The 26,877-nt window shown below is 48.4% G+C and carries 22 protein-coding genes; 7 read left to right on the forward strand and 15 right to left on the reverse strand.

The window, feature by feature from the left end; translation table 11 throughout:
• The coding region (locus ACOJS8_RS01395) for an alpha-glucosidase (RefSeq protein ID WP_420146735.1) at nucleotides 1–2,134 on the reverse strand (2,134 nt) is incomplete at its 3' end.
• Between the two features lie 676 nt (nucleotides 2,135–2,810).
• On the opposite strand from ACOJS8_RS01395, the gene ACOJS8_RS01400 reads away from it, so the two are divergent.
• The 4 genes from ACOJS8_RS01400 to ACOJS8_RS01415 all read left to right on the forward strand — a co-directional run bounded on the left by ACOJS8_RS01400 (nucleotide 2,811) and on the right by ACOJS8_RS01415 (nucleotide 7,792).
• Nucleotides 2,811–3,638, forward strand: coding sequence for an alpha/beta fold hydrolase (locus tag ACOJS8_RS01400; protein ID WP_420146736.1), 828 nt, complete (start codon nucleotides 2,811–2,813; stop codon nucleotides 3,636–3,638).
• A 104-nt stretch (nucleotides 3,639–3,742) separates the two neighbouring features.
• A complete protein-coding gene (locus ACOJS8_RS01405; protein ID WP_420146756.1) occupies nucleotides 3,743–4,684 on the forward strand; it encodes a ring-cleaving dioxygenase in 942 nt (313 codons plus the stop codon).
• A 61-nt stretch (nucleotides 4,685–4,745) separates the two neighbouring features.
• On the forward strand, nucleotides 4,746–5,315 hold the full coding sequence (locus tag ACOJS8_RS01410; RefSeq protein WP_420146737.1) for an antibiotic biosynthesis monooxygenase: 570 nt from the start codon (nucleotides 4,746–4,748) through the stop codon (nucleotides 5,313–5,315).
• A gap of 206 nt (nucleotides 5,316–5,521) precedes the next feature.
• The gene (locus tag ACOJS8_RS01415; protein WP_420146738.1) at nucleotides 5,522–7,792 is read left to right on the forward strand and encodes a histidine kinase dimerization/phosphoacceptor domain -containing protein; all 2,271 of its coding nucleotides are present in this window, start codon (nucleotides 5,522–5,524) and stop codon (nucleotides 7,790–7,792) included.
• An 8-nt stretch (nucleotides 7,793–7,800) separates the two neighbouring features.
• Here the strand turns inward: ACOJS8_RS01415 and ACOJS8_RS01420 are convergent, their stop codons facing one another.
• Nucleotides 7,801–9,381 (reverse strand): Na+/H+ antiporter, encoded by a 1,581-nt coding sequence (locus ACOJS8_RS01420; RefSeq protein WP_420146739.1) that lies wholly within the window; start codon nucleotides 9,379–9,381, stop codon nucleotides 7,801–7,803.
• Nucleotides 9,382–9,522: 141 nt separating this feature from the next.
• Nucleotides 9,523–12,063 carry a sigma 54-interacting transcriptional regulator gene (locus ACOJS8_RS01425; RefSeq protein WP_420146740.1) on the reverse strand — a complete coding sequence of 847 codons (2,541 nt, stop codon included), beginning with the start codon at nucleotides 12,061–12,063 and terminating at the stop codon, nucleotides 9,523–9,525.
• A gap of 234 nt (nucleotides 12,064–12,297) precedes the next feature.
• On the opposite strand from ACOJS8_RS01425, the gene ACOJS8_RS01430 reads away from it, so the two are divergent.
• Nucleotides 12,298–13,143 (forward strand): helix-turn-helix domain-containing protein, encoded by an 846-nt coding sequence (locus ACOJS8_RS01430; RefSeq protein ID WP_420146741.1) that lies wholly within the window; start codon nucleotides 12,298–12,300, stop codon nucleotides 13,141–13,143.
• 303 nt (nucleotides 13,144–13,446) lie between these two features.
• Here ACOJS8_RS01430 and dnaJ read toward each other — a convergent pair whose 3' ends face one another.
• Nucleotides 13,447–14,607 (reverse strand): molecular chaperone DnaJ, encoded by a 1,161-nt coding sequence (gene dnaJ / locus ACOJS8_RS01435; RefSeq protein WP_420146742.1) that lies wholly within the window; start codon nucleotides 14,605–14,607, stop codon nucleotides 13,447–13,449.
• 74 nt (nucleotides 14,608–14,681) lie between these two features.
• Nucleotides 14,682–15,284 carry a nucleotide exchange factor GrpE gene (locus ACOJS8_RS01440; RefSeq protein ID WP_420146743.1) on the reverse strand — a complete coding sequence of 201 codons (603 nt, stop codon included), beginning with the start codon at nucleotides 15,282–15,284 and terminating at the stop codon, nucleotides 14,682–14,684.
• Between the two features lie 232 nt (nucleotides 15,285–15,516).
• Between ACOJS8_RS01440 and queG the strand changes: the two genes are divergently transcribed.
• Entirely contained in the window at nucleotides 15,517–16,458 is a 942-nt protein-coding gene (queG, locus tag ACOJS8_RS01445; RefSeq protein ID WP_420146744.1) for a tRNA epoxyqueuosine(34) reductase QueG, read from the forward strand.
• Between the two features lie 44 nt (nucleotides 16,459–16,502).
• Here queG and kynU read toward each other — a convergent pair whose 3' ends face one another.
• The gene (gene kynU / locus ACOJS8_RS01450) at nucleotides 16,503–17,810 is read right to left on the reverse strand and encodes a kynureninase (RefSeq protein ID WP_420146745.1); all 1,308 of its coding nucleotides are present in this window, start codon (nucleotides 17,808–17,810) and stop codon (nucleotides 16,503–16,505) included.
• 77 nt (nucleotides 17,811–17,887) lie between these two features.
• On the opposite strand from kynU, the gene ACOJS8_RS01455 reads away from it, so the two are divergent.
• Complete coding sequence (locus ACOJS8_RS01455) at nucleotides 17,888–18,040, forward strand: hypothetical protein (RefSeq protein ID WP_420146746.1); 153 nt, start codon at nucleotides 17,888–17,890, stop codon at nucleotides 18,038–18,040.
• A gap of 91 nt (nucleotides 18,041–18,131) precedes the next feature.
• Here the strand turns inward: ACOJS8_RS01455 and ACOJS8_RS01460 are convergent, their stop codons facing one another.
• The 9 genes from ACOJS8_RS01460 to ACOJS8_RS01500 all read right to left on the reverse strand — a co-directional run bounded on the left by ACOJS8_RS01460 (nucleotide 18,132) and on the right by ACOJS8_RS01500 (nucleotide 26,766).
• Nucleotides 18,132–18,497, reverse strand: coding sequence for a heavy-metal-associated domain-containing protein (locus ACOJS8_RS01460; protein WP_420146747.1), 366 nt, complete (start codon nucleotides 18,495–18,497; stop codon nucleotides 18,132–18,134).
• Nucleotides 18,498–18,564: 67 nt separating this feature from the next.
• Nucleotides 18,565–20,067, reverse strand: a complete 1,503-nt coding sequence (locus tag ACOJS8_RS01465) for a hypothetical protein (protein ID WP_420146748.1) — start codon at nucleotides 20,065–20,067, stop codon at nucleotides 18,565–18,567.
• Between the two features lie 19 nt (nucleotides 20,068–20,086).
• Nucleotides 20,087–21,130 carry a sialidase family protein gene (locus tag ACOJS8_RS01470; RefSeq protein ID WP_420146749.1) on the reverse strand — a complete coding sequence of 348 codons (1,044 nt, stop codon included), beginning with the start codon at nucleotides 21,128–21,130 and terminating at the stop codon, nucleotides 20,087–20,089.
• Nucleotides 21,131–21,201: 71 nt separating this feature from the next.
• Entirely contained in the window at nucleotides 21,202–21,558 is a 357-nt protein-coding gene (locus ACOJS8_RS01475) for a four-helix bundle copper-binding protein (protein ID WP_420146750.1), read from the reverse strand.
• A gap of 137 nt (nucleotides 21,559–21,695) precedes the next feature.
• Nucleotides 21,696–22,265 carry an AraC family transcriptional regulator gene (locus ACOJS8_RS01480; protein WP_420146751.1) on the reverse strand — a complete coding sequence of 190 codons (570 nt, stop codon included), beginning with the start codon at nucleotides 22,263–22,265 and terminating at the stop codon, nucleotides 21,696–21,698.
• Between the two features lie 14 nt (nucleotides 22,266–22,279).
• Nucleotides 22,280–24,544 (reverse strand): TonB-dependent receptor, encoded by a 2,265-nt coding sequence (locus ACOJS8_RS01485; protein ID WP_420146752.1) that lies wholly within the window; start codon nucleotides 24,542–24,544, stop codon nucleotides 22,280–22,282.
• 74 nt (nucleotides 24,545–24,618) lie between these two features.
• Complete coding sequence (locus tag ACOJS8_RS01490) at nucleotides 24,619–25,065, reverse strand: HYC_CC_PP family protein (RefSeq protein WP_420146753.1); 447 nt, start codon at nucleotides 25,063–25,065, stop codon at nucleotides 24,619–24,621.
• 188 nt (nucleotides 25,066–25,253) lie between these two features.
• The gene (locus ACOJS8_RS01495) at nucleotides 25,254–25,772 is read right to left on the reverse strand and encodes a DUF4494 domain-containing protein (RefSeq protein WP_420146754.1); all 519 of its coding nucleotides are present in this window, start codon (nucleotides 25,770–25,772) and stop codon (nucleotides 25,254–25,256) included.
• Between the two features lie 112 nt (nucleotides 25,773–25,884).
• Complete coding sequence (locus tag ACOJS8_RS01500) at nucleotides 25,885–26,766, reverse strand: SDR family oxidoreductase (RefSeq protein ID WP_420146755.1); 882 nt, start codon at nucleotides 26,764–26,766, stop codon at nucleotides 25,885–25,887.
• Nucleotides 26,767–26,877 lie beyond the last annotated feature (111 nt).

A 26,877-nucleotide genomic window follows, 5' to 3' on the forward strand; every position in this document is an offset into this window, starting at 1 on the left:
CCCATTCGTCGCCCACCGGAAAATATACCTCGACCGACGTAGCGCCTTTGTCCAGCACTGGTGCTACGAGCAGATCGCGGCCCAGCAGGTATTGGTAACGTAGCGCGTAGGTGTTGTGATCGTCGGGGTAATGTAGGAATAAGTGTCGGGCCACCGGATATCCTTTTAGCGTAGCCTCCGCAACCACCTGTTTCCGATACGTAGCGAGTCCCTTATACACCTTTCCGAAGCGGGCCAGATGCTCCGTATTTGCCTGACTGCTATTAAACTGAGCGGCCACCTTCGGATCGTAGCCCTCGTGCGTGCGAAAAACGGCAGTGAACGCCGACAGTTCCATCCACCGCTGAAACAGTTCATCAGTACGGTAGATGATGGGAATATCGCAGTTACGCGTTAGGTTGGGTGGTATCTTTAGCGATACGTAGCCCCCTGTATCGCTGTGAATCAGACTAAAGCCCGACATCCCGCCCGAAAGCATACCCACTACTGCCGTTTTGATGCCGTCGTATTCATCCCAGGACTGCAACTGATCGCCCAACCAGAATAAGGTGGAGTAGCCCGGACTGTGGGTAAAGCCCGAACGATTGAAAAACAAGATGTCATCTTCGCGACCTGCCTCCCGAATGGCCTCCCGGTTAAGCTGGGCCCACTGCTCGGTGTAATGGTTGTGCCAGACGTAGGGGTCCGCATCGCCATATAACTCGCTCGTGAAGGGCAGGGCTTCCCCAAAATCAGCCATCCAGCCGCTGGCTCCAGCCCCATTCCCATCTTTACTGATCATATTATTTTTGATGATACTTTTCATCCAATCCTTTGCCTGTGGATTACTCAAGTCAACCATAGCGGCATAGAAATTGGTATTTTTAATCTGGTATGGTTCGCCATTCTTCTTAGGGTCATTTACCAGGTATCCGCGCTCTTTACCATACAGATATAACGAGTTGCGGGGGCGGCTGGGATCATCTCCCGCATCAATGCTTAGGAACGGGTTGATGTAAATCAACATCCGGGCTCCCTGGTTCTCCAGTTCGGCTACTAGTTTTCGCCATTCGAAATAGCCGGTTGAGGTTTCTGAATCATCCAGTACCCAGTTCCACCAGAGCTGGCTACCGGTGTCGGAAAGCCGAACGCCACACCAGTCCTGAATCCATAATCCGGCCATGGGAACCTGGGCCTTACGCAGTTTATCCAGTTTTTCCTGTACGACCAGCGAGCCACCCTGCACCGAGACAATAACGCCCTGATGTACCCAGTCGGGTAAAGCGCGCATACGGCCGCAATACGCCGTGTACGTTTCAATCAGATCGAGGGGAGTTGCACCAAACAGAATCCGGCCAGTCATTACCCCCGACCAGAGCTTGATGTCGGTATACGTCGCATGCTTCATATCGAACTCGCTGTATTCGGTATTTTCCAGACAAAGGGACTGAAGTTTACTGGTAATGTAGTGGGGTGCCGGTGCCTCTGTTACGTAGGGATTTCGACCACCCCTCTTGGCTTCTGCGTCAATTATCTCCGTAACTATAGAGCGCCCCCGGCCAACGCCATGTTCCTGCACCAAAATTGGTAGCTTGTTATGTTTCTGGTTGAAAAAGGTAAGCTGATGCCCAAAGCCGAAAAAGTTTTCGTCGGCTGAGGAGGCCAGTCGTAGCCGAATCCGGTTAACCCCTTTCGCCATATTATCCGTTTTGACTTCAAACTGCAACTGAGCCGAAGCAACCTGATTGAAGCTGACGGTATAGCCAATACTTCCTGTTCTGGCCGCCAGTTTTCCCGATACGATAGTCTTATTTCCGCTCACCACAATCTGATCAATACTCGGCCTGTCGTACGTAGCCTGCACCTTGTCGGTGATCGTAAACGAACCTTCTGGTTCACCGAAAGACTCAACACTGGCAGTAGCTTTCTCGGCGATAATAAAATTACCATCAGCTGCGCTCTGCCAGAGTATTCGGCCAGGCAGCTGCTTATGCACCACCTGTAGCTGGTTTTTATCCATCCGTTGTAAGATGAAGTCGCCGATGGGGTATTGCTCCTCCACAACCCCGACGCGTTTTTGGTCGGCGTTATTTCGGGCGAACGTAGCGCTGCCTACGGTTAGGGCGCTGAGGGTAAGGAAATTTCGTCGTTGCATGACAGAGGAGTGCGTTATGGTTTACTGGAGGAAGGTTTATCAGGGTTTGGCAGAGACGCTGTTCCGATTCGTTGTTTCCGCAGAACAAAGTTCCCCCAGCAGGCGGATGAGGATGGTAAGACAGGTTACCAAGTTGGTAATCCTTGTTACCTGCACTTGATCTGTACTATCTTCTCCCCTGCTCTGACCTTAGTCGAATCGTTAATGAATAAGCCGCGAGCCAAGTACCAGAAGTTGACCAAGTTCTTCCCGTTTACCCTGGCGGTACCTGATGACGCGGTGAATACTTGGTCAAAGCTTACCCGCTTTCTGGAATGAGGAAAGCTGTGAACCCAGTAGTTTTTACAGGATAGGATCGATGATCTCACTACGCTAGTGGCAGGTGTACGTTCCGCTATAATAAAACTGTTACTTCATCCGGCTCATCTGGCCTTTAGCTAAATCCGCCTATTTGTATAAATTAGTTCATTTGTTATCTTTCAAACAATGGTTGATTATTGTCATTAACTGAACTTGTTATAGCAGCGACCAAAACCGTTCAGAAAAACCCCGATTTTTACCGCATTCCCCGCGATTCGTACCGTTATTGTCAGACTACTTCCCGCCAACTTTGACTTGAGAAATCCAATAGATTCAGCTTTCTTCGATATGGTTTAACTCTTATAATCCCAAAACTATGCCTACGTTAAAAGTTAAAGATGGTACCGAGATTTTTTATAAAGATTGGGGAACCGGCCAGCCCGTGGTCTTCCATCATGGCTGGCCATTATCCTGCGACGACTGGGATGCTCAGATGATGTTCTTCCTGAAACAGGGGTATCGCGTAGTAGCCCACGATCGGCGGGGGCACGGACGCTCATCCCAGGTAACAGACGGACACGACATCGATACGTATGCTGCTGATGCCGCCGAATTAGTTGAGTTTCTAGACTTAAAAGATGCTATTCATATCGGGCATTCCACGGGTGGTGGCGAAGTGGCCCGCTACGTAGCGAAATACGGACAGGGACGGGTTACCAAAGCGGTGCTTATCAGTGCGGTTACGCCGTTGATGGTACAAACAGAAGCCAATCCAGACGGGGTGCCGATGTCGGTGTTCGACGAAATTCGTGAAGGCACAGCTACCAAGCGTCCGCAATATTTCCACGAGTTCACCCTGCCTTTCTACGGCTACAACCGGCCTGGTGCAACTCCCCTACAGGGTGTGCGGGATAACTGGTGGCGTCAGGGCATGATGGGCGGTATCAATGCGCATTATTACGGTATCAAAGCGTTTTCTGAAACTGATTTTACGGAAGATCTCAAGAATATAGACGTACCGGTTCTGGTCCTGCACGGCGAAGATGACCAGATTGTGCCTATTGATATTACGGCTCGAAAAGCCATCAAGCTCCTGAAAAATGGCCGTCTGATTACGTATCCTGGATTTCCTCATGGAATGCCAACCACGGAAGCGGCCACCATCAACGCTGATTTACTGGCCTTTATTCAATCGGAGTCTTAACCTGCATTCCAGAAGGGAAACTGGTAGATTTTTTTGTCATCCCCGCTAACGAGGGGGTGACAAAAACGTTATCCATCATTCACTTTACAGACTCATTTTTTATGATGAACGATTCCATCTTAGGGTTACATCACATTACCGCCATTGCCAACAACGCTCAGCGTAACTACGATTTTTACACCCATGTGCTGGGCTTACGCATGGTAAAGAAGACAGTCAATTTCGATGACCCGAACACCTATCATTTTTACTACGGTAACGAAACAGGTACGCCCGGTACTATTCTAACTTTTTTTCCCTGGGAAGGCATTGGTCCCGGTCGAAACGGTGTGGGTATGGCTACTGAGATTGGGTATGACGTTCCTCAGAGGAGCCTGGATAACTGGGCCGGTCGCTTTCGGGAGTATGGAGTGGCGGTAGGCGAACAGGCTGAGCGATTTGGCGAAACCTATCTGCCTTTCACAGATCCTGACGGGCTTGCGCTCTCACTCATCGTTGCTGGACAACCTGACGACCGCTCAGGCTGGGAAACGGAAGACATTAAGCAGGACATGGCCACGCAGGGTTTTCACAGTGTTACGTTGACGTTGCAAAAAATAGAGGATACCGCGAACGTATTAACCGACATTTTTGGTTACCGACTACTGGCGCAGGAAGGCAATCGCTACCGGTTTCAAACGGATGCCGTGCCCAACGCATCGATTGTCGATTTGCTGGAAGAGCCCAATGGCAAACTGGGACGTAACGCTGCCGGGACGAACCACCACGTAGCGTTTCGGGTCGCCAACGATGCCATCCAGATGGAATTTCGGGAAAAGATTCTGAACAGCGGCTTACAGATTACTCCCAAAATCAACCGCGATTATTTTTTCTCACTCTACTTCCGCGAACCCGGTGGTGTGCTGTTCGAAATTGCAACTGATAACCCTGGCTTTACAATCGACGAAACGCTGGCCGAATTAGGAAACAGCCTAAAACTACCGAAGCAATACGAAGCCTCGCGGGCAAAAATTGAGCAAAGATTACCCCAGTTGAAAACGAACTAATTGAGTGAGTGACCTATATTATGACGCAGTTTGGCAAATTGAGCCATAAACAACGCGTAGTATGACAGCGGGTATGATCATCAAAGCTGATAGCGCCGTTACGACCATCATCGTTCAGCGCCCCTTAAGGCAGCAGATCCAGGCGTATGAGAACTGGCTAACTGAAATTGTACCACTCGCCCAGCAGGCAGCCGGTCATCGAGGTGTAAACGTAATCAGACCACACGGACAAAGTGACGAGTATACTATTGTTCTTCACTTTGATTCGGAAGTAAATCTCCGTAACTGGCTTGACTCTTCCAATCGAAAGCGTATGATCGAAAAAGTACGGCCCATGTTGAACGAAGATGAAAAAATTGACATAAAGACTGGGCTTGAGTTCTGGTTTACTCCCCCACAGAGCCCAAAGAAGGCCCCGCCTTACAAGCAATTTTTAGTGACGCTATCCGCTATTTTTCCACTCTCCTACTTCATTCCGCAACTGCTCGCTCCTGCGGTTCAGGAAGTGCCTTTTCTGTCTATTCCATTGCTTAAAAGTTTCCTAACGAGTTCGATCATTGTTGCGCTAATGACGTTTGTGATCATGCCCCGCTACGTTCGGTTAGTAGCCAAATGGCTGTATACACCCTGAATGAACCACCTGGGCTGGCTTATAAAAAACAGGGGTAAGCCTATATTTGTATAACACGTCCCTATTCCGCCGATTTGCGCGGGCAGTCTACCGTTAGGCGTGTTTCTATAAAACTAGAAAGGACTATGCCGCCAGGGAGAAATAGGTTCATTGACCGATGGTTAACCAGCCTGGTGCGTGCTTGCCCCGTTAAGCGACTAATTCTTTTGTTGGCCATAGGCCTACAAACCGTATTAGCCGATGGGCAACCGATAAACCGGCAGCAGGTTAACCGTTTACTCGATCAATTACGAACCAGCCAACCCAATGAAAACAGACTCCCTATTTTACTCGAACTGGGCAAGTTTCACATTTACAAACCGGGTGAGTCCAAAATCGATTTAGACAGCGGCCGAACGTATTTGCTCCAGGCCAAAAAGTTAAGTGATTCCCTGCATCTGGTCACCTGGCAACACGATGCCGAAAGTATGCTGGTAATTGCCGATATGGAAGGCGGTAATAATCAACTTGGGCGAGCGCGGTTTGCGCAGTTAATTCGTGATTGTCAGCAGAAAGGCGATCGGATGGGTGAAGCGAATACCCGCTTCCGGCTGGGTGTCTGGTTAAGAAATGTTGATTCAGACTACCGACCTGTCTTTGCTAATTTTCGTCAGGCAGCCGCTATTTATAAATCACTACGTAAGCCAGAGAAAGAGATTCTCGCCCTAAAAGAAATCGGAGATACGTACCTATACGCAGGAAAATTAGATAGCGCCGAAGCAACGTTGCTGCACGTAGTAAAGCGTTATAAATCAATTCGCTATCCCAATCTGCATTACACGTATAATTCCTTGTCCAGCGTCGGTACGTTGAAAGGTGATTACGCAAAAGGGCTGCGTTACGCTTTGCTGTGCATTGACAGTATGCATAAAACAGGGGATACGATTTCGGCCGCAGCCTTCTACGGCGACCTGGGGCGGATTTATGATGAGACCGGTAACCACCGGAAGGCCATTGAATGGTTTAAAAAATCACTCGCCAAGTGGCGGCAGGAAAAGTTGCCCAACTTTGCGCTGTTTAATACTGCGGGCTTTATTGCGAAAGACTTGATTGCGCAGAAAAAACCGAGAGAAGCGCTTCGGTTAATCGAAAAACTGGTTCAGGAAATTCCGACCAATACCGTCATTCAAAAAGCCTGCGTTGCCCAGAATTTAGCGTACTGTTACGATGCGTTGCATAACCCACGTTTGGCCGAACAGTATTATAAAGAAACGCTGACCTGGTATGCCAAAAATGGTCTAGATTTTGAAGCCTCCCAGCAGGCCGAACAGGATATCGGCACCTTTTATTTTGAGCAGAAAGACTTCAGGAAAGCGGGCTTTCATTTAGAAAAAGCGCTTAGTTTTTTTCCGCAGAAAAACTCGCTGTCGACCATTAAAGACATTCATCTGCTTTTATTTAAGGTGGATTCGGCGCAGGGGAAGTACGTGGAGGCTATTCGTCATTTTCGAATGCACAAAGCCCTGAATGATTCGCTGTTTAATGAGACGAAAAGTAAGCAGATTACCAGCCTCCAAATCAACTACGATACGCGACAGAAAGAGCAGGACATTGCGTTACTCCGCAAACAAAGTAGTCTCCAGCAAATCGAACTGGCGCACGAAAAAACGACGCGCAACGGATTCATTGCCGGAGCGATTCTGTTAGCCGGCTTGCTGGGCGTTAGCTATAATCAGTATCGACTCAAAAAGCGAAGTAATCAGCTTTTAGAGGCAAAACAAGCGGAAATTAACCAGAAAAATAGCTCGCTGGAACAGGTGCTGGGCGAAAAAGAAAGGCTACTGGACGAAAAAGAATGGATGCTGCGGGAGATTCACCACCGGGTGAAAAACAATTTGCAGGTGATAACCAGCTTACTCAACGCCCAATCTGATTTTCTGGACGATTCGACGGCGCTGACGGCTATTAAGGACAGTCAGAACCGGGTACAGGCTATGGCCCTGATTCATCAGAAGTTGTATCAGTCCGATAAGCTGGATCAGGTCAATATGGCCGAGTTTATCGAAGAGATCGTTGACTACCTAAAGGAATCGTTCAGTCCGCCCAATTCGGTACGAATTGTTTTAGAGTTAGCTCCGATACAACTTGATGTTACTATGGCCACTCCCATCGGGTTGATTATCAACGAAGCTTTCACGAATGCGCTTAAGTACGCTTTTCCCCAAAAAGCCGGTTCAACGCATCATTTCGGTACGATTCAAATCAAGCTTCAGCCGCTTAATGACCAGCTTTGTCGATTGGTCATCAGCGACGATGGGGTTGGGCTGCCAGACGGCTTGCATGTTGAAAATAGTGCTACGTTGGGCTTAACGATGATTCGGGGGCTTAGTCAACAAATTGGTGGTAAACTACAGATTAGCCAGAACGAAGGGTTACAAATCTGGCTGGAATTCAGTCCGGTTAAAAGAACGGAAAGAAACCTCCCTAAGTCCTTTTGACCACCTGCTTACACATCGGTATTTTGGAGTTGGATTTCTTCCCGATCCAGTTCGTTCTCCAACTCATGAAATAGTTCAATATCAATTTGTTGGTTATCCCGTAGTGCTAACAATTCGTCACGTTGCGATTGAATTGCGGTCCGCATCAGTTTTTGACCCAACTTATGTTGATTAAGCGACGTAGTCGATACACCCTGTTCCAGTTCATTAAGCTGAGCCTGATGGCGGTCAATGATTTCCTGTACTACATTTCCCGTAAGGCCATCGCGACGGACAACCTGGTTCACTTCTACCAAAGCTCGCTTCGACAACCGTTGGCGGATTTCGTGTCGGGAGAGGTAATCGGTAGGCTGCTGACCAAATTGTAATACCCGAATTACCGCTGGAAGCGCTATCCCCTGCCCAACCAAAGTAAACAGAATTACGCAGAACGTAATGAACAAAATCAGGTTTCGACCCGGACACGGACGCCCATTGGGTAATTGCTCCGGGATAGCTCGCGCAGCCGCCAGCGACACAATCCCCCGCATGCTAACATAAGCCAGCAGGGTTGTATGCTTACGTGAAGGAAACACCGGCAGCAGGTGGATAAGCTGGCGGAACTGATTCGAAATGGTATCGGCCAGAAAGATGAACAGAAAGCGAATTAGAACCGCCGTTACACTAACAAGTACACCAAAGCCAACTAGTTGACTTAATGACTGCCCTTTGATCGCGGTTACTACATGAGGTAATTGTAAGCCAATCAAAATGAAAATCAGGCCGTTGAGCAAGACGATAACAAAGTCCCAGACGGCAACTGCCTGCATCCGTACTACCGGACTATGTACCCGTGATTGCTTGTGACCGATGAGAAGTCCCGTTGTGACAACGCTCAGCACACCGCTGAGGTGGAGTTTTTCGGCAGCCAGGTATGCCGAATAAGCCGTCACAAACGTTAATACCGTTTCCAGAGTGGGTTCAAGCCGACCGTATTTGTGCAGGCAGAACGACGCATAACCGACAGCGAAGCCAACACCTACCCCGCCCCCGGCCAATACAAGAAAATGTAGTAGCGAATCGCCGAGCGAAAAAGCGCCCGTGCCCATAGTCGCCAACGCCAATTGGAAAAGCACCAGAGCCGTCGCGTCATTGACCAGACTTTCGCCTTCCAGAATAATCATAATTCGCCGGGGAACAGCGAGTGTCTTCATCACCGCCGTGGCCGCTACGGCATCGGAGGGCGAGACGATGGCTCCGAGTAACAGCCCCATCGACAGCGTAAAACCTGGAATAAGGGCATGAGCCACCAACGCTATACCCACGCTGGTAACCAGCACCAGGGCTAACGCTAATACTACGATAGGCTCTAGATTTCGGCGAAAGTCGCTCCAGTTGGTATACCAGGCGGCACTGTACAGCACCGGTGGAAGAAACACCAGCAGCACGATTGATGGATCTAAGGACACACTGGGTAAGCCAGGGATAAAGCCAATACATAACCCACCAACGGTCAGCAGGATCGGGAAAACCAGATGGAACCGGCGAGCCAATAGCGCCAGCCCTATTACAAAAATGAGTAGTAAAATAACGGTTTCCAGTGGATGCATCCGGATTGAAAACAAGTAGTAGTTAGCTCAGTGGTGCATCGCAAATTTACCAGCTGATAACGAGGGCTAACGGTATAAATCAATGATTGTTCGGTATAGAAGAGCTTCTGTCTAATGATCTTCAGCTTAAACCCTGCGTGCTCAGAATGTCGTGTTTCTCTGATGCGCGCTGATATTCAGCTTTTTCATCCGGGCTTCCAGCGTTGTCGGTTTTAGATTGAGCAATTCAGCCGCCCCACCGCTACCCCGAATCCGGTTTCCTGATTTGGCCAGAGCGGCCAGAATAGCCGCCCGCATGGTTTCGTCAATGGGTTGCACCTCCTCTGACAACTGACTGGTTACAATCGCTGAACTAAAAAACGGACTGGCTCGCAGGGGTTCGGCCAGTTCCAGGGTAGTCGTTGATGATAGAATGGCCGCTCGCTCCAATACATGTTCCAGTTCTCGAATATTGCCCGGCCAGGGATACGTAAACAATTGCTGAAGCGAGGTATTAGCGATGCTGGTTAGTGGCTTGCCCAGTTTTTTGCTGATACGTTGGAGAAAATGCATCGCCAGCGGGCGAATATCGTCGGGGCGCTCACGGAGGGGCGGAACCACAATTGGAAATACCGCTAGCCGGTAATATAGATCGGAACGGAATCGGCCATTGGCCACTTCTTGCTGCAAATTCCGGTTGGTAGCCGCAATTATCCGGGTGTCAATCTGAATAGGACCTTTTCCACCCAGGCGCTCGATCTCTTTTTCCTGAATCGCTCGCAGCAGTTTCGCCTGTAATTCAAGGGGTAACTCGCCAATTTCGTCCAGAAACAACGTACTGCCGTTGGCCAGCTCAAACTTACCGATTCGCTTTTCCGTCGCCCCAGTAAAGCTACCCCGTTCGTGCCCAAACAATTCGGACTCAATCAGTTGGGCGGGCAAAGCAGCACAGTTTACTTTGACAACCGCCCGGCCTTTGCGGAGCGATAAATTATGGATTGCCCGCGCAACAAGTTCCTTACCTGTTCCGGTTTCGCCCAGAATTAGCACGGTCGAATCGGTTGGGGCTACCTGGCCAATGCTTTTAAAAATGGTATACAAAGCAGGACTGACCCCGATAATCTCCCCGAAGTTATGGCTTGTTTTAATTTCTTCGGTCAGGTATGTTTTTTCAAGTTCGAGCTGCTCGCTTAGCGTTTTGATCTGCTCAAAGGCAAGCAGATTTTCCAGCGCCAGTCCCATCTGTATGCTGATATCCTGTAATGTACTGAGGTCCTTATAGGTAAACGCATACGGCGCCCGACTAGCCAACACCAATGAAGCCATCGGCTGATCTTTACTAAAAATTGGGACGTATATAGCCGACTGTAAGCCGAGTTTCCGGTATAGGCCATTCATTACGTTATCAGGTGCGCCATCGGTAAACTGGCAGCCCACACTAAGCGTTGGTTTGATCAGCCAAGAGCGCATATCGGTAAGGGCTTGTTTCCAATCGGCCTGCTGAATCCCATACTGATGAAATAAATCCTGTTCAGTTAGTGGAACAAAAGAACCAGCTTGTTTATGTACCAGGCTATCGAACGTAACGGTTTCCGGCGATTGACCAACCTGAAAAACTGCTGTCAGATCAACGGGCATCAGATCGTTAATACTGCTGGCCACCTGCGTTAAAACTGTCCTCAGATCGCGTCCATTCCGGAAGGCATTCACAATCGTCAATTCAATGGCTTTTATTTGTCGGCGGGCTTCCAGTTCCTCATAGGCCAGTAGATTATCCAGCGCCAAGGCAATCTGGGGCGTAATCAAACTAACCGCCTGATAATCTTTCTGGGTAAATCCATCTGGCAACGTACTGGATAAAATAATCGTCGTCAAGGAGTTACGCTTCAGCTGAATAGGAAACAGCATCAGCGAGCGAACCCCAAAATTATCCCGGCAGGAACGCGCCGTTACGTAGCTGTCGCAGAGTTGGTTAAAGGCTTCGCCGGTAAATACGCCCATTTGCTCCCCCAGCCGATCCGGTGCTTCCCGGTCCAGCTTATCCAACAATTGCGTATCGGCTTCGCTACGTAACAAGGCAGCCAGATTTACACGGCCAAACGTATCAGCCTTGTTTTTTTCCAGCATCAACCAGTAAAATGATGATTCATCAGGCAGGCCAATGCGTAGGTTGAGGAAGGAAAAAGGCACGAGTTGGTTGATCTGGCGGGCAATGGCCAGACATAATTGCTCTCGATCCTGAATCGTGACAATGGCATTGTTCACCGCAATCTGAATCGTCTGCTGCTGACGAAGTTTAGCCTCCTCGCTGTGCGCATGCCGGTAACGGGCTATTTCCAGCGTTGTCAGCACATCTTTCTCCCGAAATGGCTTCGTCAGAAAGCCGAACGGCTGGGTACGTTTAGCCGCTTCTAGCAGGCCATCGGTCAGGTTGGCGGATAGAAAAACAAAGGGAATCGATTCTTCATTCAGCCAGTGGGCCAGATCGATTCCGGTTTCATCACCATCCAGAAAAATGTCGAGCAGCACAATATCCGGCGTTTGATCGGCTACGGTTGCTTTGGCTTCATCTACCGATTCTGCCAGACCAATAACTTGATAACCAGCTTTCATAAGGATACGCCGAAGGTCGTGCGCAATCAAAAACTCATCTTCCACTACAAGCAGTGAAGGCAGCCGAGTCATTTCGCTGGGATGGGCCATATCAAGTTAACCACACTTATACTGTAAAGATACAACGTACACCCACTCCATTCTAGATCTCCAATATATTGGAGTCTCCATTGTGTTGGAGTCTTTTCGCAAAGCAAGCACCTTACACAACATATTGATATTCAAAATATTAACTCACTTAACTCTGTATTATGGCATAATGGCATTTTGTTCGCAATGAAACTTGGAGCAAACGAACCTATCTCTTTTAAAACATTACTCATTATGAATTCCGCTATCCAGCATGAACCGCTACATATCGAACAACTCGAAACCTCCCATTGGCCAACAACCATTCAAAGGCCTACTTATTACAGGCTTGTGTTTATTCAAACAGGCAGGGGTGAGCTTATTATTAACGGTAAGCAACTTGTGTACCAGACGGGCGATGTATTTTTCCTGGGCCCTGCCGATAAGCACAGCTTCAAAAATATCCAAAAGACCAGCGTTTACAGCCTATGGTTTACAGGGCCATATATATCCAGCTTAATGACAACGCATGTCGATTTGTGGCCTCATATTCAGGCTTATAGGGCACCATTATCAGGTACTCTCATCGCCAACCCAACTGAGCAGCGGACTCTGCTGCTACTGGTCGAAATTTTAGTTATGGAACGGCAGCGTCTTTGCCCATTACTGGCTAACCCAGTTGTAGAATCGCTAATGAAGACGATTTTGAGTTTAGTGGACCGTCATCTCGCTCAGCATTCGATTAGTGTATCAGCGCGATCAACAACGCCTTCTGTGTTTATACAACGTATTGTAGCGTATATCAACCAGCACATAACGGAGCCGGGTTTATTACGTATGGAAAAACTAGCGGATGTTTTTAACTATTCGGCCAGCCATTTAGGGGCTCTATTTAAGCAACAGGTGGGCGAATCAATACAGCAATACATTATCCGCTACAAACTCAAACAGGTTGAAGCAAGGCTGAGCCTAAGCACCATGACCATCTCTCAGATAGCCGATGAATTCGGTTTCTCTGACGTCTGTCATCTGAATAAGTTATTTAAACGGTACTATCAGCACACTCCCACCAACTACCGACGGAGTACAGCTCTATTCTAAGATCATCATTCGACGATGTGCCTTAAAAAGTTTGTTCAATTCGGCTACATTGGGCTGTATTATAATAGGGAAATCATGGTTCCGGCGAGCCAGTCGTCGCTGGGCTACAAAAGCCCTGAACAATTTGTATTATATAAATCTGACGAAGCCAGTTACTTTATACATGAGGTGCTATAAAGTACAAATAGAAGCCAAATGACCTAACTACCGCGTAACAGTTATACAGTGTAGAAACAAAAAAGCCCCTTTTCGGGACTTTTTTGTCACTTATATATATCGGTTTGCGTCCCTTAATGACAGGAATTATCCGTGAAAGAAATCCTTCATTTTGTCGAAGAATCCTTTTTCATTCTTGTTCGGCTTTGGCTGAAAATTCGGAGAGCTTCGTAGCTTCTCCAACAACGAACGTTCTTCCGACGACAACGCCTTGGGAGTCCAGACATTGACATGAACAAGTTCATCACCTCGGCCATAGCCGTTTAACTCCTTGATCCCTTTGCCTTTCAATCTGAGAATTTTGCCGCTCTGCGTACCGGGGTCCAGTGTGATACGTGCCTTGCCATCAATGGTAGGCACTTCAACACTAGTACCGATGGCGGCATCAATAAAGCTGACGTAGAGATCGAATACGACGTTGTTTCCATCGCGTTTGAGGTCTGCATCTTCTTCCTCTTCGATCACAATAAGTAAATCGCCCGCTACGCCACCACGCGGTGGTACGTTCCCTTTACCACCAACTGAAAGTTGAATACCCTCGGCTACACCAGCCGGAATTTTGATTGGGATAACGTCTTCCTGTAAAACGCGCCCTTCGCCAAAGCAGGCGTCGCAACGATCCGTTACAATCTTACCCTCACCATTACAGGTCGGACAAGTGCTGGTCGATACCATCTGACCAAGCATTGTGTTTACTACTTTGCGGGTTTGACCGGTTCCCTGACAGGTTGAACACGTTTGTACGGCCGTGCCATTTTTGGAGCCATTACCACCACACGTATTACAGGTTACGTGCCGTTTAACCTTGATTTTTTTCTCAACGCCGTTAGCTACTTCCTGCAGATTCAGCTTTAGTTTGATGCGTAGATCAGAACCGCGCCGAACACGCTGACGTCCACCACCGCCGTTGGCGCCCCGGAAGAAGCTTCCAAATGGAGAGTCGTCGCCGAAAACATCGCCAAACTGACTGAAAATATCCTCCATTGACGGCCCACCCGCACCATAACCACCGGCCGCTCCACCCATACCAGCATGACCAAACTGATCATAACGGGCCTTTTTCTGAGGGTCGTTCAGTACGTCGTATGCTTCGGCAGCTTCCTTAAATTTCTCTTCAGCTGTGGGATCGTCGGGGTTCTTATCGGGATGGTATTTGATAGCCATCTTGCGATAAGCTTTCTTTAACTCCTCCGACGAGACATTTTTATCAACGCCCAAAATTTCGTAATAATCGCGCTTCGTTGCCATATCTTTTTAATGAGAGAATGAGCGATTGAGCAAAATAGACACTATCTGCTCAGGCACTCATTCTCTCATTATTTTTAGCTTCCTACAATCACTTTTGCAAACCGAATGACTTTGTCATTCAGATAATATCCTTTTTCGATTTCGTCAATGACTTTACCCTTAAGGTCTTCGCTGGGGGCAGGAAACTGCGTAACAGATTCGTGCAGATCGGCATCAAACGGCTCTCCTTTCGACACCATCGGTTTTAGCCCTTTGCCTTCCAGCGTTTTGACTAGCTTGTTATAAATTAGCAAAACACCTTCTTTCACCGCTGCTACGTCGTCGGTTTTTTCCATAGACTGTACTGCGCGCTCGAAATCGTCAACAACTGGTATCAGGGCTTTCAGCAAACCCTCGTTTGCAGTCCCGATAAGGTCAAGTTTTTCTTTTGCTGTACGCCGACGAAAATTCTCAAAATCAGCGTATAAACGGAGATATTTATCTTTGAGTTCGGCTATTTCACTGCCAACTTTGTTGTCTGCCGGGGCAGTTTCTGCCACAATGCCGTCAGCAGCATTCTCTTCGATAACTGCTTCGGGTTCTCCGCCGTTGATCGTTACAGCTTCATCAGTGGTCAGGTTGTCAGGTTGTTGGGTATTCGTGGACGATTGTTCGTCCATAATGTCTTTATTTTCCATCCTTGAGTTTCTATTTCGCTTCCAGAAATTCATAGACAAAGATGGTCAAAAGCTTGGCCAAAACCGCATTTCCTGACAAGTTGACACATTTTGAGAATCAGAATTTCCCCAAACATAGGGTAATGCACAGGCTATATAAATGCTGCTTCTTTTGATTTGAACACCTGGCAGGATTTAAAAAGATGGCAAATTCGTTCAGGATGAGCAGGCTCCATTTTCCAATACTCATTTTATGCACGCACCCGCTCGACATTACACGCAATTGATCAAAGCCAGGGCTACCGAATTGGGCTTTGATTTTTGTGGTGTGGCAAAGGCGGATTTTCTGGAAGAAGAAGCCCCCCGATTAGAATCCTGGCTGAAAAACGGAATGCACGGTCAGATGAACTACATGGCCAATCATTTCGATAAACGGCTTGACCCCCGGCTATTGGTAGACGACGCGAAATCAGTTATTACGGTGTTGCTCAATTACTATCCTGAGCAGAAACTTCCGGAGGCTGCCGACGATTATAAGCTATCCAAATATGCGTATGGCACTGATTATCACTTCGTTATTAAAGATAAACTGAAAGATTTACTGGCGTACATACACGAAACGATTGGTGAGGTAGGTGGACGAGCGTTCGTTGATTCGGCCCCGGTAATGGATAAAGCCTGGGCTAAACGCGCGGGCCTGGGATGGGTAGGCAAGCATACGAATCTGATAAACCGCGAGATAGGCTCATTCTTCTTCATTGGCGAACTAATCCTTGATCTCGAACTGGAACCCGATGGGCCAATCACCGATTATTGCGGCACTTGCACCCGCTGTATCGACGCCTGCCCGACCGAAGCGATTGTTGACCCCTACGTAGTGGATGGCAGCAAGTGCATTTCGTATTTTACAATTGAACTGAAAGAAGCGATCCCAGAAGACGTACGCGGCAAATTTAACAACTGGGTTTTTGGGTGCGACATCTGCCAGGACGTTTGCCCTTGGAATCGGTTCGCCAGACCTCACCAGACACCCGCTTTTCACCCTCATTCTGATTTAGCTGCATTTACGAAACAAGACTGGGAAGAGATCACCGAAGACGTTTTCCGGGAAATCTTTCGTCGCTCAGCTGTGAAGCGTACCAAACTGGAAGGCTTAAAACGTAACATTACGTTTAATCAACCCGATTCTGACTAAATAGGATGCTTTTTGCGGTTTCCACGGTTATACATTTCAAACAATCAGCGTTCCAGCTTCTTAAAAAAATCCCCTATAATCGCCCCCACTCGCCAAACCTCCTCAAACGTATTGTATAGAGGAACAGGAGCCAGCCGGATGCAGTCCGGTTCGCGCCAATCGCCGATAATACCCTGCTGGGTTAGGTAATTGAACAATTCCTTACCACGCTTACGTACCAATAAGGATAACTGACAGCCTCGCTGGTTTGGGTCGTCGGGCGTCAGGATCTGAATCTCCTCAAACGGGCTCAATACGTACTCCAGAAAACCCGTGAGCTGTTCGCTTTTCTGTCGGAGAGCCGTTATTCCCGCTTCGGTCGAAATCGTGATAGCAGCTCGGTGCGAGGCCAATGCCAGAATATTCGGCGTACTGACCTGCCAGCCATCGGCACCAGGCGCAGGCAAAAATCCGGGTGCCATCTCAAAGCGTCGGTCCTCGCGGTAACCCCACCAGCCTGCCAGACGTAGCAGATTCTGTTCGTGGTGCTTCTGATGAACAAACACGCCTGATACGGCACCAGGGCCACCATTGAGGTATTTGTACGAACACCACGTAGCGAAATCAACACCCCAGTCATGCAAACGTAACGGTACGTTGCCAATGGCATGCGCCAGATCAAAACCAACAGGAATACAGTGCCGTTGGGCGGTTTCGGCAATAGCAGCCATGTTATACACTTGTCCTGTGTAGTAGTTCAAACCGCTCATCCAGATTACAGCCAATGAATCAGCATTTTCGGTAATAGCTCGCTGAATGTCAGTCGTATGGATCAGTCCCGGCGTAGATTCGCCCAGCGTGGATTCGCCATTGCTGGAACGGGGGGCAATCTCAATCAACGTATCGGCAGGGTTCAGACCATGATGCTTTACGTGGGTCTCCAGCGCATATTGATCCGATGGGAAATCACCTTTAATGGTCAGTATCTTATACTTCTTTTCTGTCGGTCGGAAGAACGTAGCGAGTAGTAGGTGTAGGTTTACTGTCAGCGCATTCATCGGGCAAACTTCCGAAGGCTCTCCTCCTACCAGTTGCGACAACGCTTCCTTACAGGTATTGTGGTATCCGAGCCAGGGTTGTTCTGCGCTTTCTGTCCGGTCAAACCAGCCTTCTACACCCAGATTCTGCCACGTAGTAAGCTCCTGATCCAGTGCCGTTCTCACCGCTTTTGGTTGAAGTCCCAGCGAATTTCCGCATAGATACGTCAACGGTTTTCCAGCGCGTTGAGGCACATGAAAGCGATCACGGAAATGACGTAGCGGATCTTGCTGATCAAGTTTTTGGGCAAACGCAGGCGAATTTTCGTAAGTCATATTTATCAACAACAAAAAATAAAGAGAATGGTCTGCGGTTTCGGTAAATCTGATAGGCCTGCCCTCCGTCACTATTATTGCTGCCGAAATTGATCCGCTACAAAGCGATGGTATGGATCTTCGGGATGCGCTGTCTAAGGCCGGTAACGCATCAGTTGTATGAAGGCGTGACGCACGAATTCTTTGGTACGTATACCATTGAGCCCAAAGCCGCTCAGGCAGCCACCTAATTAGTGAATGCCCTTAAACACAGCATTTAACAAAAAAAAGAGGGCTCGAATTCAATTGAATTCGAGCCCTCTTTTTTTTGTTAAATGCTCTTTACTGGTGATCCATACTACCACCTTTCTTGCAGCAACTTGGCAATTTGTTATAGCCCACTTGATCGGCAACGACTTCGTCGGCATCATAACCGGTTTTGCTGATATTCGCTTTTAATTTTGCTACGTCCGTTTTCGCCGGGTTGTATTTAATTGTAACAATTTTCGTCTTTACGTCTAGATCGGCTTCTTTTACGCCCTTTTCAAACGCCAGGTTTCGCTCGATACGTGCCTTGCACATACCGCAAATAGCCGATGTTTTTATTTTAACTTCCTTCTCTTTGTCGTCTCCCGTTGATACGTTGGCGAACGAGTTACCCAGCAGTACAAACGTGGTTAGGGCCGTTAAGAATAGGTTACGTAGCATGACATAATTGGTTTATGGTGAATTAATAACGTTTTTTTTGTATAAATGGTGCCAGCATAAAATTTCGCTAATGATGCATGTCCCGCATCTGACCGTGACCCGAATGGTTCATATTACGCATGGTCATCAGACTGGGCGATATGCGAAGATAAATTTCTCCTGAAATGGGCATTGCACCGTAATAAGTCTGTAAAAACGTATCCGGCACACTGCTGGTAACCTGAGCCCCCAGAACCAGGTCGGTATTATACGTTTGCACAAGGCGATAATTCATTCCCAGCGTAATTGAATTTATGACGTAACTACGGTGCATATCCGATTGCCCTGGAAGAGAAATATTTAGCTCTTCGAGCGACTTACTCACATTCTCGTAGCGGCCATAAAAAGCTGTTTTGTTCCATTGCAGGTTACTCTCAGCCAGAAATGAATTCTCCCCCTCACCATCATGGCTGTTACGTCCCCACACGAAAGCCGACGTAACGTAACGATCGGGTCCTAATCCTTTACTGTGGAGTATCGAAGCGGTTGTACGCGTTACGTCTTCTTCAGGATGTAAATCTTCGGGGCTATGAATAAATCCCTGCGAGAACTGCAAAGCCAGCGAAGGCGACGGATTCACGGACAGTCGGTACGAGTAACTATCAAAACGAGGTTTGTCGAAATTGTAACGGCTTTCGTTGGGCTCCCGACCTGTAAACGAGGAGGCTTCCAGTTTTGCCCATTTGTAGCGAAAACCGGCCGTAGCAACACCGAACAAAATATGCGTAGCATCCTGCCAATGATGCCCTAATGGTGCTTCTGGAATACCGAAGGCTGATATTCGGTGCATAAAGGCCGGAGGGCCGAGAGCCGGTTCGCCGGGGTAGCCGACATAACCGTACAAATCGATGTCTTTACTAAACGCATGACTGTAGCTGACCGACAATTCAGAGATCAGGTCATGTGGATGCTGTTTGTCGATAAGCGGCTGGCCTTTATAGCTCTCTCCCGTTTGAAACAGCAGCGGATAACCTCCATTACTTACCGTCAGCGGATCAAGTGAAAGCATGGCTCGTGCCTGAAATAAGCCTCGCTTCCCAACTTTTCGCTGTGCCATACCCATCACCCAGTTAGGGGCACCAAACTGTTGTGCATGGCCGCGCTTATCAACATTATTAGCATTCTGGCTGGTATAGCGCAAATAAACAGCGTAATGCAGCATGTAACTCCATTTACTTCCTGTCGGCATAGCCATGTAGGCATACATGGGCGTGTTGTCTGGGTGCCACGCCGTACCTGAGCCGTTACGATTCATAGACAGGTTACGCGAGAGTGAATGCGTCATACCCATCGTAGTGTCCATCGTAAAGCCGTAATTCATTATCGCACCATCCCCCAGCATGCTGTGCTTTTCCATAGCGTCGTGTTTGCCCGTACCCATGTCCTGATGCATGGAATGGTCCATCGGCTTAGTCTTATCCGATTTGGGCTTATCTTTAGCCGGTACAGTCGATGTGCTTTCATGATGCTGGTGCTGACCGTAGGCTAATCCGTTCAGGCTAAGTATCGCGACAATTATAAGCTTGTTCATCAGGTTGTCGTATAAATCATTACTTAATTATCTGCGCCCAGACAGCGCCGTTCTGCTCCCACAGACATAGAATCCTGGCATCTGATAATAAGGCTACTTTTGGATATCCCCCCGACGCAATCATTTTAGGCTGGGCCTCACCGGGAACCACAGCCATTACCTGTCCTGCCTGCTGAAACACTACGTAGTCACCTTTTTTAGTCGAAACAATTTTGGCATTTTTCCCCTCGCCTACTTCCGTTTCAGTCTGGCCCTGCCTGGCTTTAAACAATTTATTTTCGCGTCGCCAGACCGTCGTGATCGTTCCGTCTTTAGCCACAAAAAGACCTCCCCCATCCATTGGACAGGCTTTGATCGTCCAGGTACCTTCGCCAAGTTTTTCGGCTTTCCCGAACGTAAGACCACCATCTTTTGATTGCATCAGATACATATCCCGTGATCCGCCCAGAGAATTACGAAACATGATAGAGACGTGTTTCCCCTGACTAACCACGGAAGGCTGACAGCATTCGCAAACTGTACCATCCGGCGATTGATACAGCACCTGATTGGCTGACCAGGTCCGTCCACCGTCCGCTGAACGTGCGCCAACGATTTTATTGTGATTATCTTTTCGCAGGTCAAGCCAGATGGCGTTATAGACATTCCCAGTCCCAGCCGACAAAGCAACAAAGCCCTCTTTTGCTACGTCAGGTACGTCCGTTACACGCACCTTCGGTTGCCATTGTCCCGTAGCGCGGTTGAGCGAATAAGCCCACACATTACCAAGTTTGTCGATGGCCGTAATCACAACAGATTTGGCCGTAGCCGCAATTTGCGGACCACGTGATGCACCCAGGTGGAGCCCCACCAGGCTATCGATCTGCACCGGTGTACTAAACCGGTTACCATCAGGCGACGTGGTGTAAAAAATAGCGTTTCCTTTGCCATAAACCACATGTGCTCCACGGACCGGGTCCGTAGCGACAGCTGGGTGGATTCCAATACCAATCTGCTTAGCATCGACCGGATCGGTACCTATGAGCCAGCCAATGACAAACCAAAGGAGAAGTACTGAATGCATACGATTATCGGCTTTGTTAAATAGCTATGAAAATGTCCGAAAGTTGACTGTTCGGACATTTTCGAGAATTTTCAGGCATTAGCCGACATTGACCGACACTCTTCGGCGCACTTGCGGCAGGTTTCGGCGCAAGCTTTGCAGTGAGCATGATGATCAGCATGTTTTTCACATTCTTCGGCGCAGGCATCGCACACTTCGGCGCATAAGACCATAAAATCGCGCGAAAACTCAGAACCACGCGCATCCAGTCGTCCACAGAGCGTGCAGATATCAGCACAGTCGCGGCAAAACTTGATGCAGGCGGTCATGTCGTGGCCTTTACTATCGCTATCGTGCATTTCCAGACAAGCTGTAGCACAGCGTTCGCAGGCTTCGGCACATTCAAAACAAGTGTCGACGTGTGTGTGGTTGTGTTGTGTCGTTTCCATAACTGTTGTTCTTTAGCAGACCACCGTTGATCTATCCAGATAACTACGCTTACTCGATAGGGTTTTTACATAGTTTTGGACAGAAATCAATTGCCACTGAGTGACTGGGCAAACAAGTATCCATAATTATCCCGTCCTTAAATCCTGTCCAGACTACGTCGTTCTACCTGCGTCGCTTTTCTGAACTGCCCGGGAGTCATACCCGTACTCTGTCGGAACTGGTTGGAGAGATGCTGAACGCTGCTATAGTTCAGTCGCCACGCGATTTCGCTCAAGGTCAGTTCATCATACCGTAGCCATTCTTTTACTTTCTCGATCTTAAGGGCGATGATGTATTTCTCGAGTGTCTGTCCTTCGCTGGTCGAAAACAAGCCACTCAAATATGAGTATTCGTAACCAAGTTTTCGCTCCAGAAATGCAGAGTAGTTCTCAGCCGCCAACCGTTCCCCTTTCAGATGCTGCACCTCATTGATTAACAACACTTTCATGTGTTCAACCAGCGACTGCTTTTTATCATCAACCAGATCAAAACCGTTCTGCTGCAATGCCTGCCGTACCTCATCGAGCGATACGTTCGCAGGCATATCCTCACTATCAACTTCGCCCAGTTCTACCCGGCTCAATACGAGTCCAAGCTTCTCAAGCTCTTCGCGTACGACCCGCTTACAGCGATCGCATACCATATTTCGGATAATCAGTGTCGTCATAATAAAATCCAGGCTCAGCGTTGCGGTTTAAATCGGAAGCCTACGTACACCATTCGGCCCGTAACGGGTCCCCACACTTGCGTACCGGCGTCGAAGTTGGGGCCGAACGGGTTGGACGCATCAAAAATTGGATTGCTTTGGCGAAAGCCAGTCAGGTTTTCACCTCCCAGATAAACTTCCCATCCGCTCCGAAACGCACGGCTAACTTGCGCGTTCAGGTTATAAAATCCCGGCGAATACGTAATAGGAACGTAGGGTGGCTGCTCATAATCAGCGTCTTCTCGCAGATACGGAATCCGGCGGGGACCGTTCCATTGTAACGTAGCATCGAATTTCCATTTGTCGAACGGAAGCGCATAAGCGACATTCAGCAGGACCCGATCGCGGGGAACCATCATGCGCGGCAACAGCAACGTATCGCCCGAAGGAACGCTCATGCTCTGCCTTACGTCGAAGAGCCGGTAGGCCAGTTTTACGTCCAGTCGTTTCATAGGCTGATAGTTCAACTCAGCCTGAAAACTGTTGGCAAACGATTTGCCATAGAGATTATGAAAATGCAGCTCGCGCGGGTGCTCCAGGTCGACCATTAGCTGTTCCCGAAAATCGGTGCGATAATAATCCAGCACAAACGTGGCTTTCTGGCCGAACAACGCAAACTCGTTTGTCAAACTCAACCCGTAGTTCCACGATATTTCAGGACGTAGTGCAGCATCATTTATAACGGCCCGCGAACTGACCAGATAGCTAAAGTTTTCAGCAAATACGTTTGGTGTGCGGAAACCTCGTCCGGCTGAAGCCCGTAACGTTACGTGCTGACTAAGATTGTATTTAAGATGAGCGCGGGGCGTCCATTGAGCGCCAAACAGATTATGATAATCGAACCGCCCGCCCAAAACGAAAGTCAGTTTCTCAGGATACGTATAGGTGTATTCAGCAAAAACGCCAGGCACCGACTCTGTGCGATTCGTCAGAATAAAGCCGAGCTGCTCCCGATAATCATCCAGCAAATAACTAACGCCAGCTTTGTAAGCGTGATTCGTATTGCCAATAATTGACTGATAAATCAGGTTTGCGTAAATAGTCCGCTGCTGGCCAGAATAGGGCCGATATCCAAAATTGGCAGTCTGTTCGTGATGGACACCATTTAGAATTAGACCTAGTCCTTTATATGGTTTTTCAGGGTACAGCTTCGCCGTTTTTGAGAAAAACTCCAGCCGTTTGGTAGTATTCCCAAAACTGTAACGTGACGACCCGAAACGAGAGAGTTGGCCGCCGTCGCGATTTTCATACAAGGCTTTTACGCCAACCTGCGCCATAAATCGCTCACTGCTGTATTTATAGCGATTGATAGCATTCAGTTGTGTATAAAGCGGAAGATCCCGGAAGCCGTCGCCGTTCTGGTCCATTTCACTACGTAGCGTACTGGCGTGACCCAATACACCCACGCTCCATTTTTTGTTTAGCTCCTTCGACCAGTTGGCATTGCCTTCGATACGTCCAAAACTGTTGACATAACCATTCAGAAACAGTTTATCAGGCGAATCCGGTTTTTGTAATTCGACGTTCATCTGGCCGCTCATCGACTCGTAGCCGTTCACAACCGAGCCCGCTCCTTTTCCAATGTCGATGCTGGTAATCCAGGTACCGGGAATGTAATTCAGGCCGAACGTAGTAGCCAGCCCACGTACTGTCGGTATGTTCTCAACGTTGGTCTGAACGTACTGACCGCCCAGTCCCAGAAACTGAATCTGCTTTGCTCCCGTTACGGCATCGCTATAGGATACGCTAACGGACGCGTTCGTCTCGAAGCTCTCGGAAAGGTTGCAGCAGGCCGCTTTGGCCAATGTTTTCTGAGTAATGAATTCCGTATGAATCGGATTAACCTGATCAATCTGGCCGGGCGCTCCCAATACGGTCACTTCCTGCAATGTCCGTTCACTACGTAGCATGACCATTACGTTAGCGGCTGGATTCGCAATTACGAGCGTGTCGGGTTGGTAACCAACGTAGCTAACCACCAGCCGGTTTATTGTCGGATGAACAGACAGTTGGAATTTACCGTCCTGATCAGTCACAATTCCTGCTGAAGTTCCCAACCACAGAACGGTAGCGCCAATAAGAGGAACATGTTTGCCATTAACCGCTTCGCCAACGCTTCCTCGAACGGTAGGTTTTGCTGCAAGCGAATCGGCTGGCGGGTTGGTTGTTTTTGTTGAATCGGATTGAGCGCTGGCAGTTCCAACGGTTACCAGTGCCACCCATAAAAAAAGAAATCGCATGAGTACATTGATTTGATGAATAGAAGAACAAGCCCATGTCGCAAAGACACAGGTCAGCATCATCAATCAACGTATCAAATCAGGAGACTTTGAACGAGCGTCAGAATATCACGCCCAGACAGTGAAGGAGGAGACGAAAAAGCGGAAACGGATGCCGATTTTTCCGCAAAAATAAACTCAATCAGCCACGAAAAAACGGCTACGAAACCTGCTACAACGGTTTCAGTAACGCTCTTGACAAACTTGGCAACCAGTTGGCTCAGCGACGACGAAACATCAACATTTTCGTAGCGCTGATCATCCTGACAACATTCCGTTTTTTTGATAACCGTTTGCTGCGATGACATTGGCTGCTGGTCGATAGCGCATCCCTGCGATTTTGCCTCGCTGAAGGCAACAACCATGGTTGTTTTATGGCCCCGCATCTGGCACGTATGTTCAATCAGGCCAAAGCCGGTACTGCTCAGCAGCACGACGCAGGCCATCAGTAAATTGAACAATCGGAACAGAGTGCGTTTCATAATGGCACAAATATCAGTAATTGATGCTATTCAAGGCAAATAGTTTGAGTAATCGGCCAGAATTCTATAAAACTGAAGGATGATTCTGCACTATCCGTTGCGCATATAAATTCTAAATCCGCTGAAGAGGGCTTTCTCTATACAGGAGTAAAGTCCTCTTCAGCGGATTTAGAAATTGATTTAATTATCTAAGCGGCTTCCGGTTCAGGGCTTACCAGCTCACTAAGTGGCCGTAAGTTGCGGGCAGCTTCTTCCGTATAAGGAAAAATATCAAGGATTTTCGTGGTGTTGACGTCCGTAATCTCGAACGGATCAAGCGCCGTTTTCAGACTCACTTCAACACGTTCATAAGCCTGCTTGGGCGTTTCGGCATTGACCAGCATGACGCTTGGGGTTTTCTTTTGTTTTCCCGTTTTTTCATCGTCAGTGATGAACATCGCCTTTACCTTAAACCAGGTTTCGCCCCCCTCTTCGTTGTGGAAGACATCGGCCAGTTTCATGCGCGAAATGTTGGTGATCTCAAAGTCGGGCGTATTGGCGGCAATTTCCTGATAAAGCCGGGTTTCGGCGTCAGTGTAGCTAACCGCATCCACCAGATACGCTTCCGTTACGGTTTTTTGCTTGATAAACTCTTCATTCCGGCTGCCGACGTTCGAATCGTCGATGGGCTGTTGATAGCGGATTTTTCCGAGAAACCAGTTGGGCATTTTTATAGGTTTTGATACGTAAGTAGAACAATTTTCTGGAGGCAAAGGTGCCGAAAAAAGGCGAAACAGCGAAAGAATGAACCCGCGAAAAAAGCGCTGCTGTTACGTCTTTTCATTCTTTTTTGCTTGCCCGATTTGCCTGCTTAATTGACTGTTCGATCATGTCCCACTGATCGGGCGTAACGTTTTCCAGATGGCTAAACTCGCCCGCCATGAGCACTTCGCCCCCATCAATAGTAATGGTTTCGCCGGTGATAAAGCCAGAGTAATCGGAAAGTAAAAAAGCTGCCAGATTTGCCAGCTCGCCGTGTTCGCCAACCCGCTTAAGCGGAATGCGGCTGGTCGGGTCCATCATCTTCATTAATGGTTCAGGAAAAAGCCGGTCCCACGCACCTTTTGTCGGGAATGGCCCCGGTGCGATGGCGTTGAGCCGGATACCGTATTTACCCCACTCACCGGCCAGCGATTTGGTCATGATTAGTGCGCCCCCTTTTGCCACCGCCGACGGCACTACGTAGCCCGAACCAGTTGTGGCGTATGTCGTTGAAATATTCAGTACGACACCCGGAATTTTGTTCTCAATCCAGTATTTACCGATTGCCAGCGTAAAGTAATACGTACCTCGCAGAACTATATCGACAATCGTGTCGAAGGCTTTATAGGAAAGTCGTTCGGTCGGGCTGATGAAGTTCCCGGCCGAGTTGTTGAGCAGGCCATCCACTTTACCAAATTTTTCAATCGTTCGGGCGATAACGTTTTCGATGTCCGACGTATTTCGGACATCACATGGCACTGCCAGTACATTCCCTCCGGTTTCGTTCGTTAATTCCTGAGCTGCTTCATCAATGACGTTCTGCCGACGACTGCAAATCGTTACGTTGGCTCCCAGTTGAAGCAGATACCGGCTAATGGATTTCCCCAGGCCGGTGCCGCCCCCGGTTACAATAATCGTTTTTCCTTTCAGCGCGTCATCGCGCAACATACCTGTGGTCATAGTGATGGAGTGATGAACGATGAGCGATAAGTGCTAAACGATGAATAGCCGATGTAACATCGTTTAGCACTTATCGCTCATCACTAAAAATTAATAACCTCTGTTTGATTT

This window comes from Spirosoma sp. (assembly GCF_048594605.1).
In the GTDB taxonomy this organism is placed as follows: Bacteria; Bacteroidota; Bacteroidia; order Cytophagales; family Spirosomataceae; genus Spirosoma.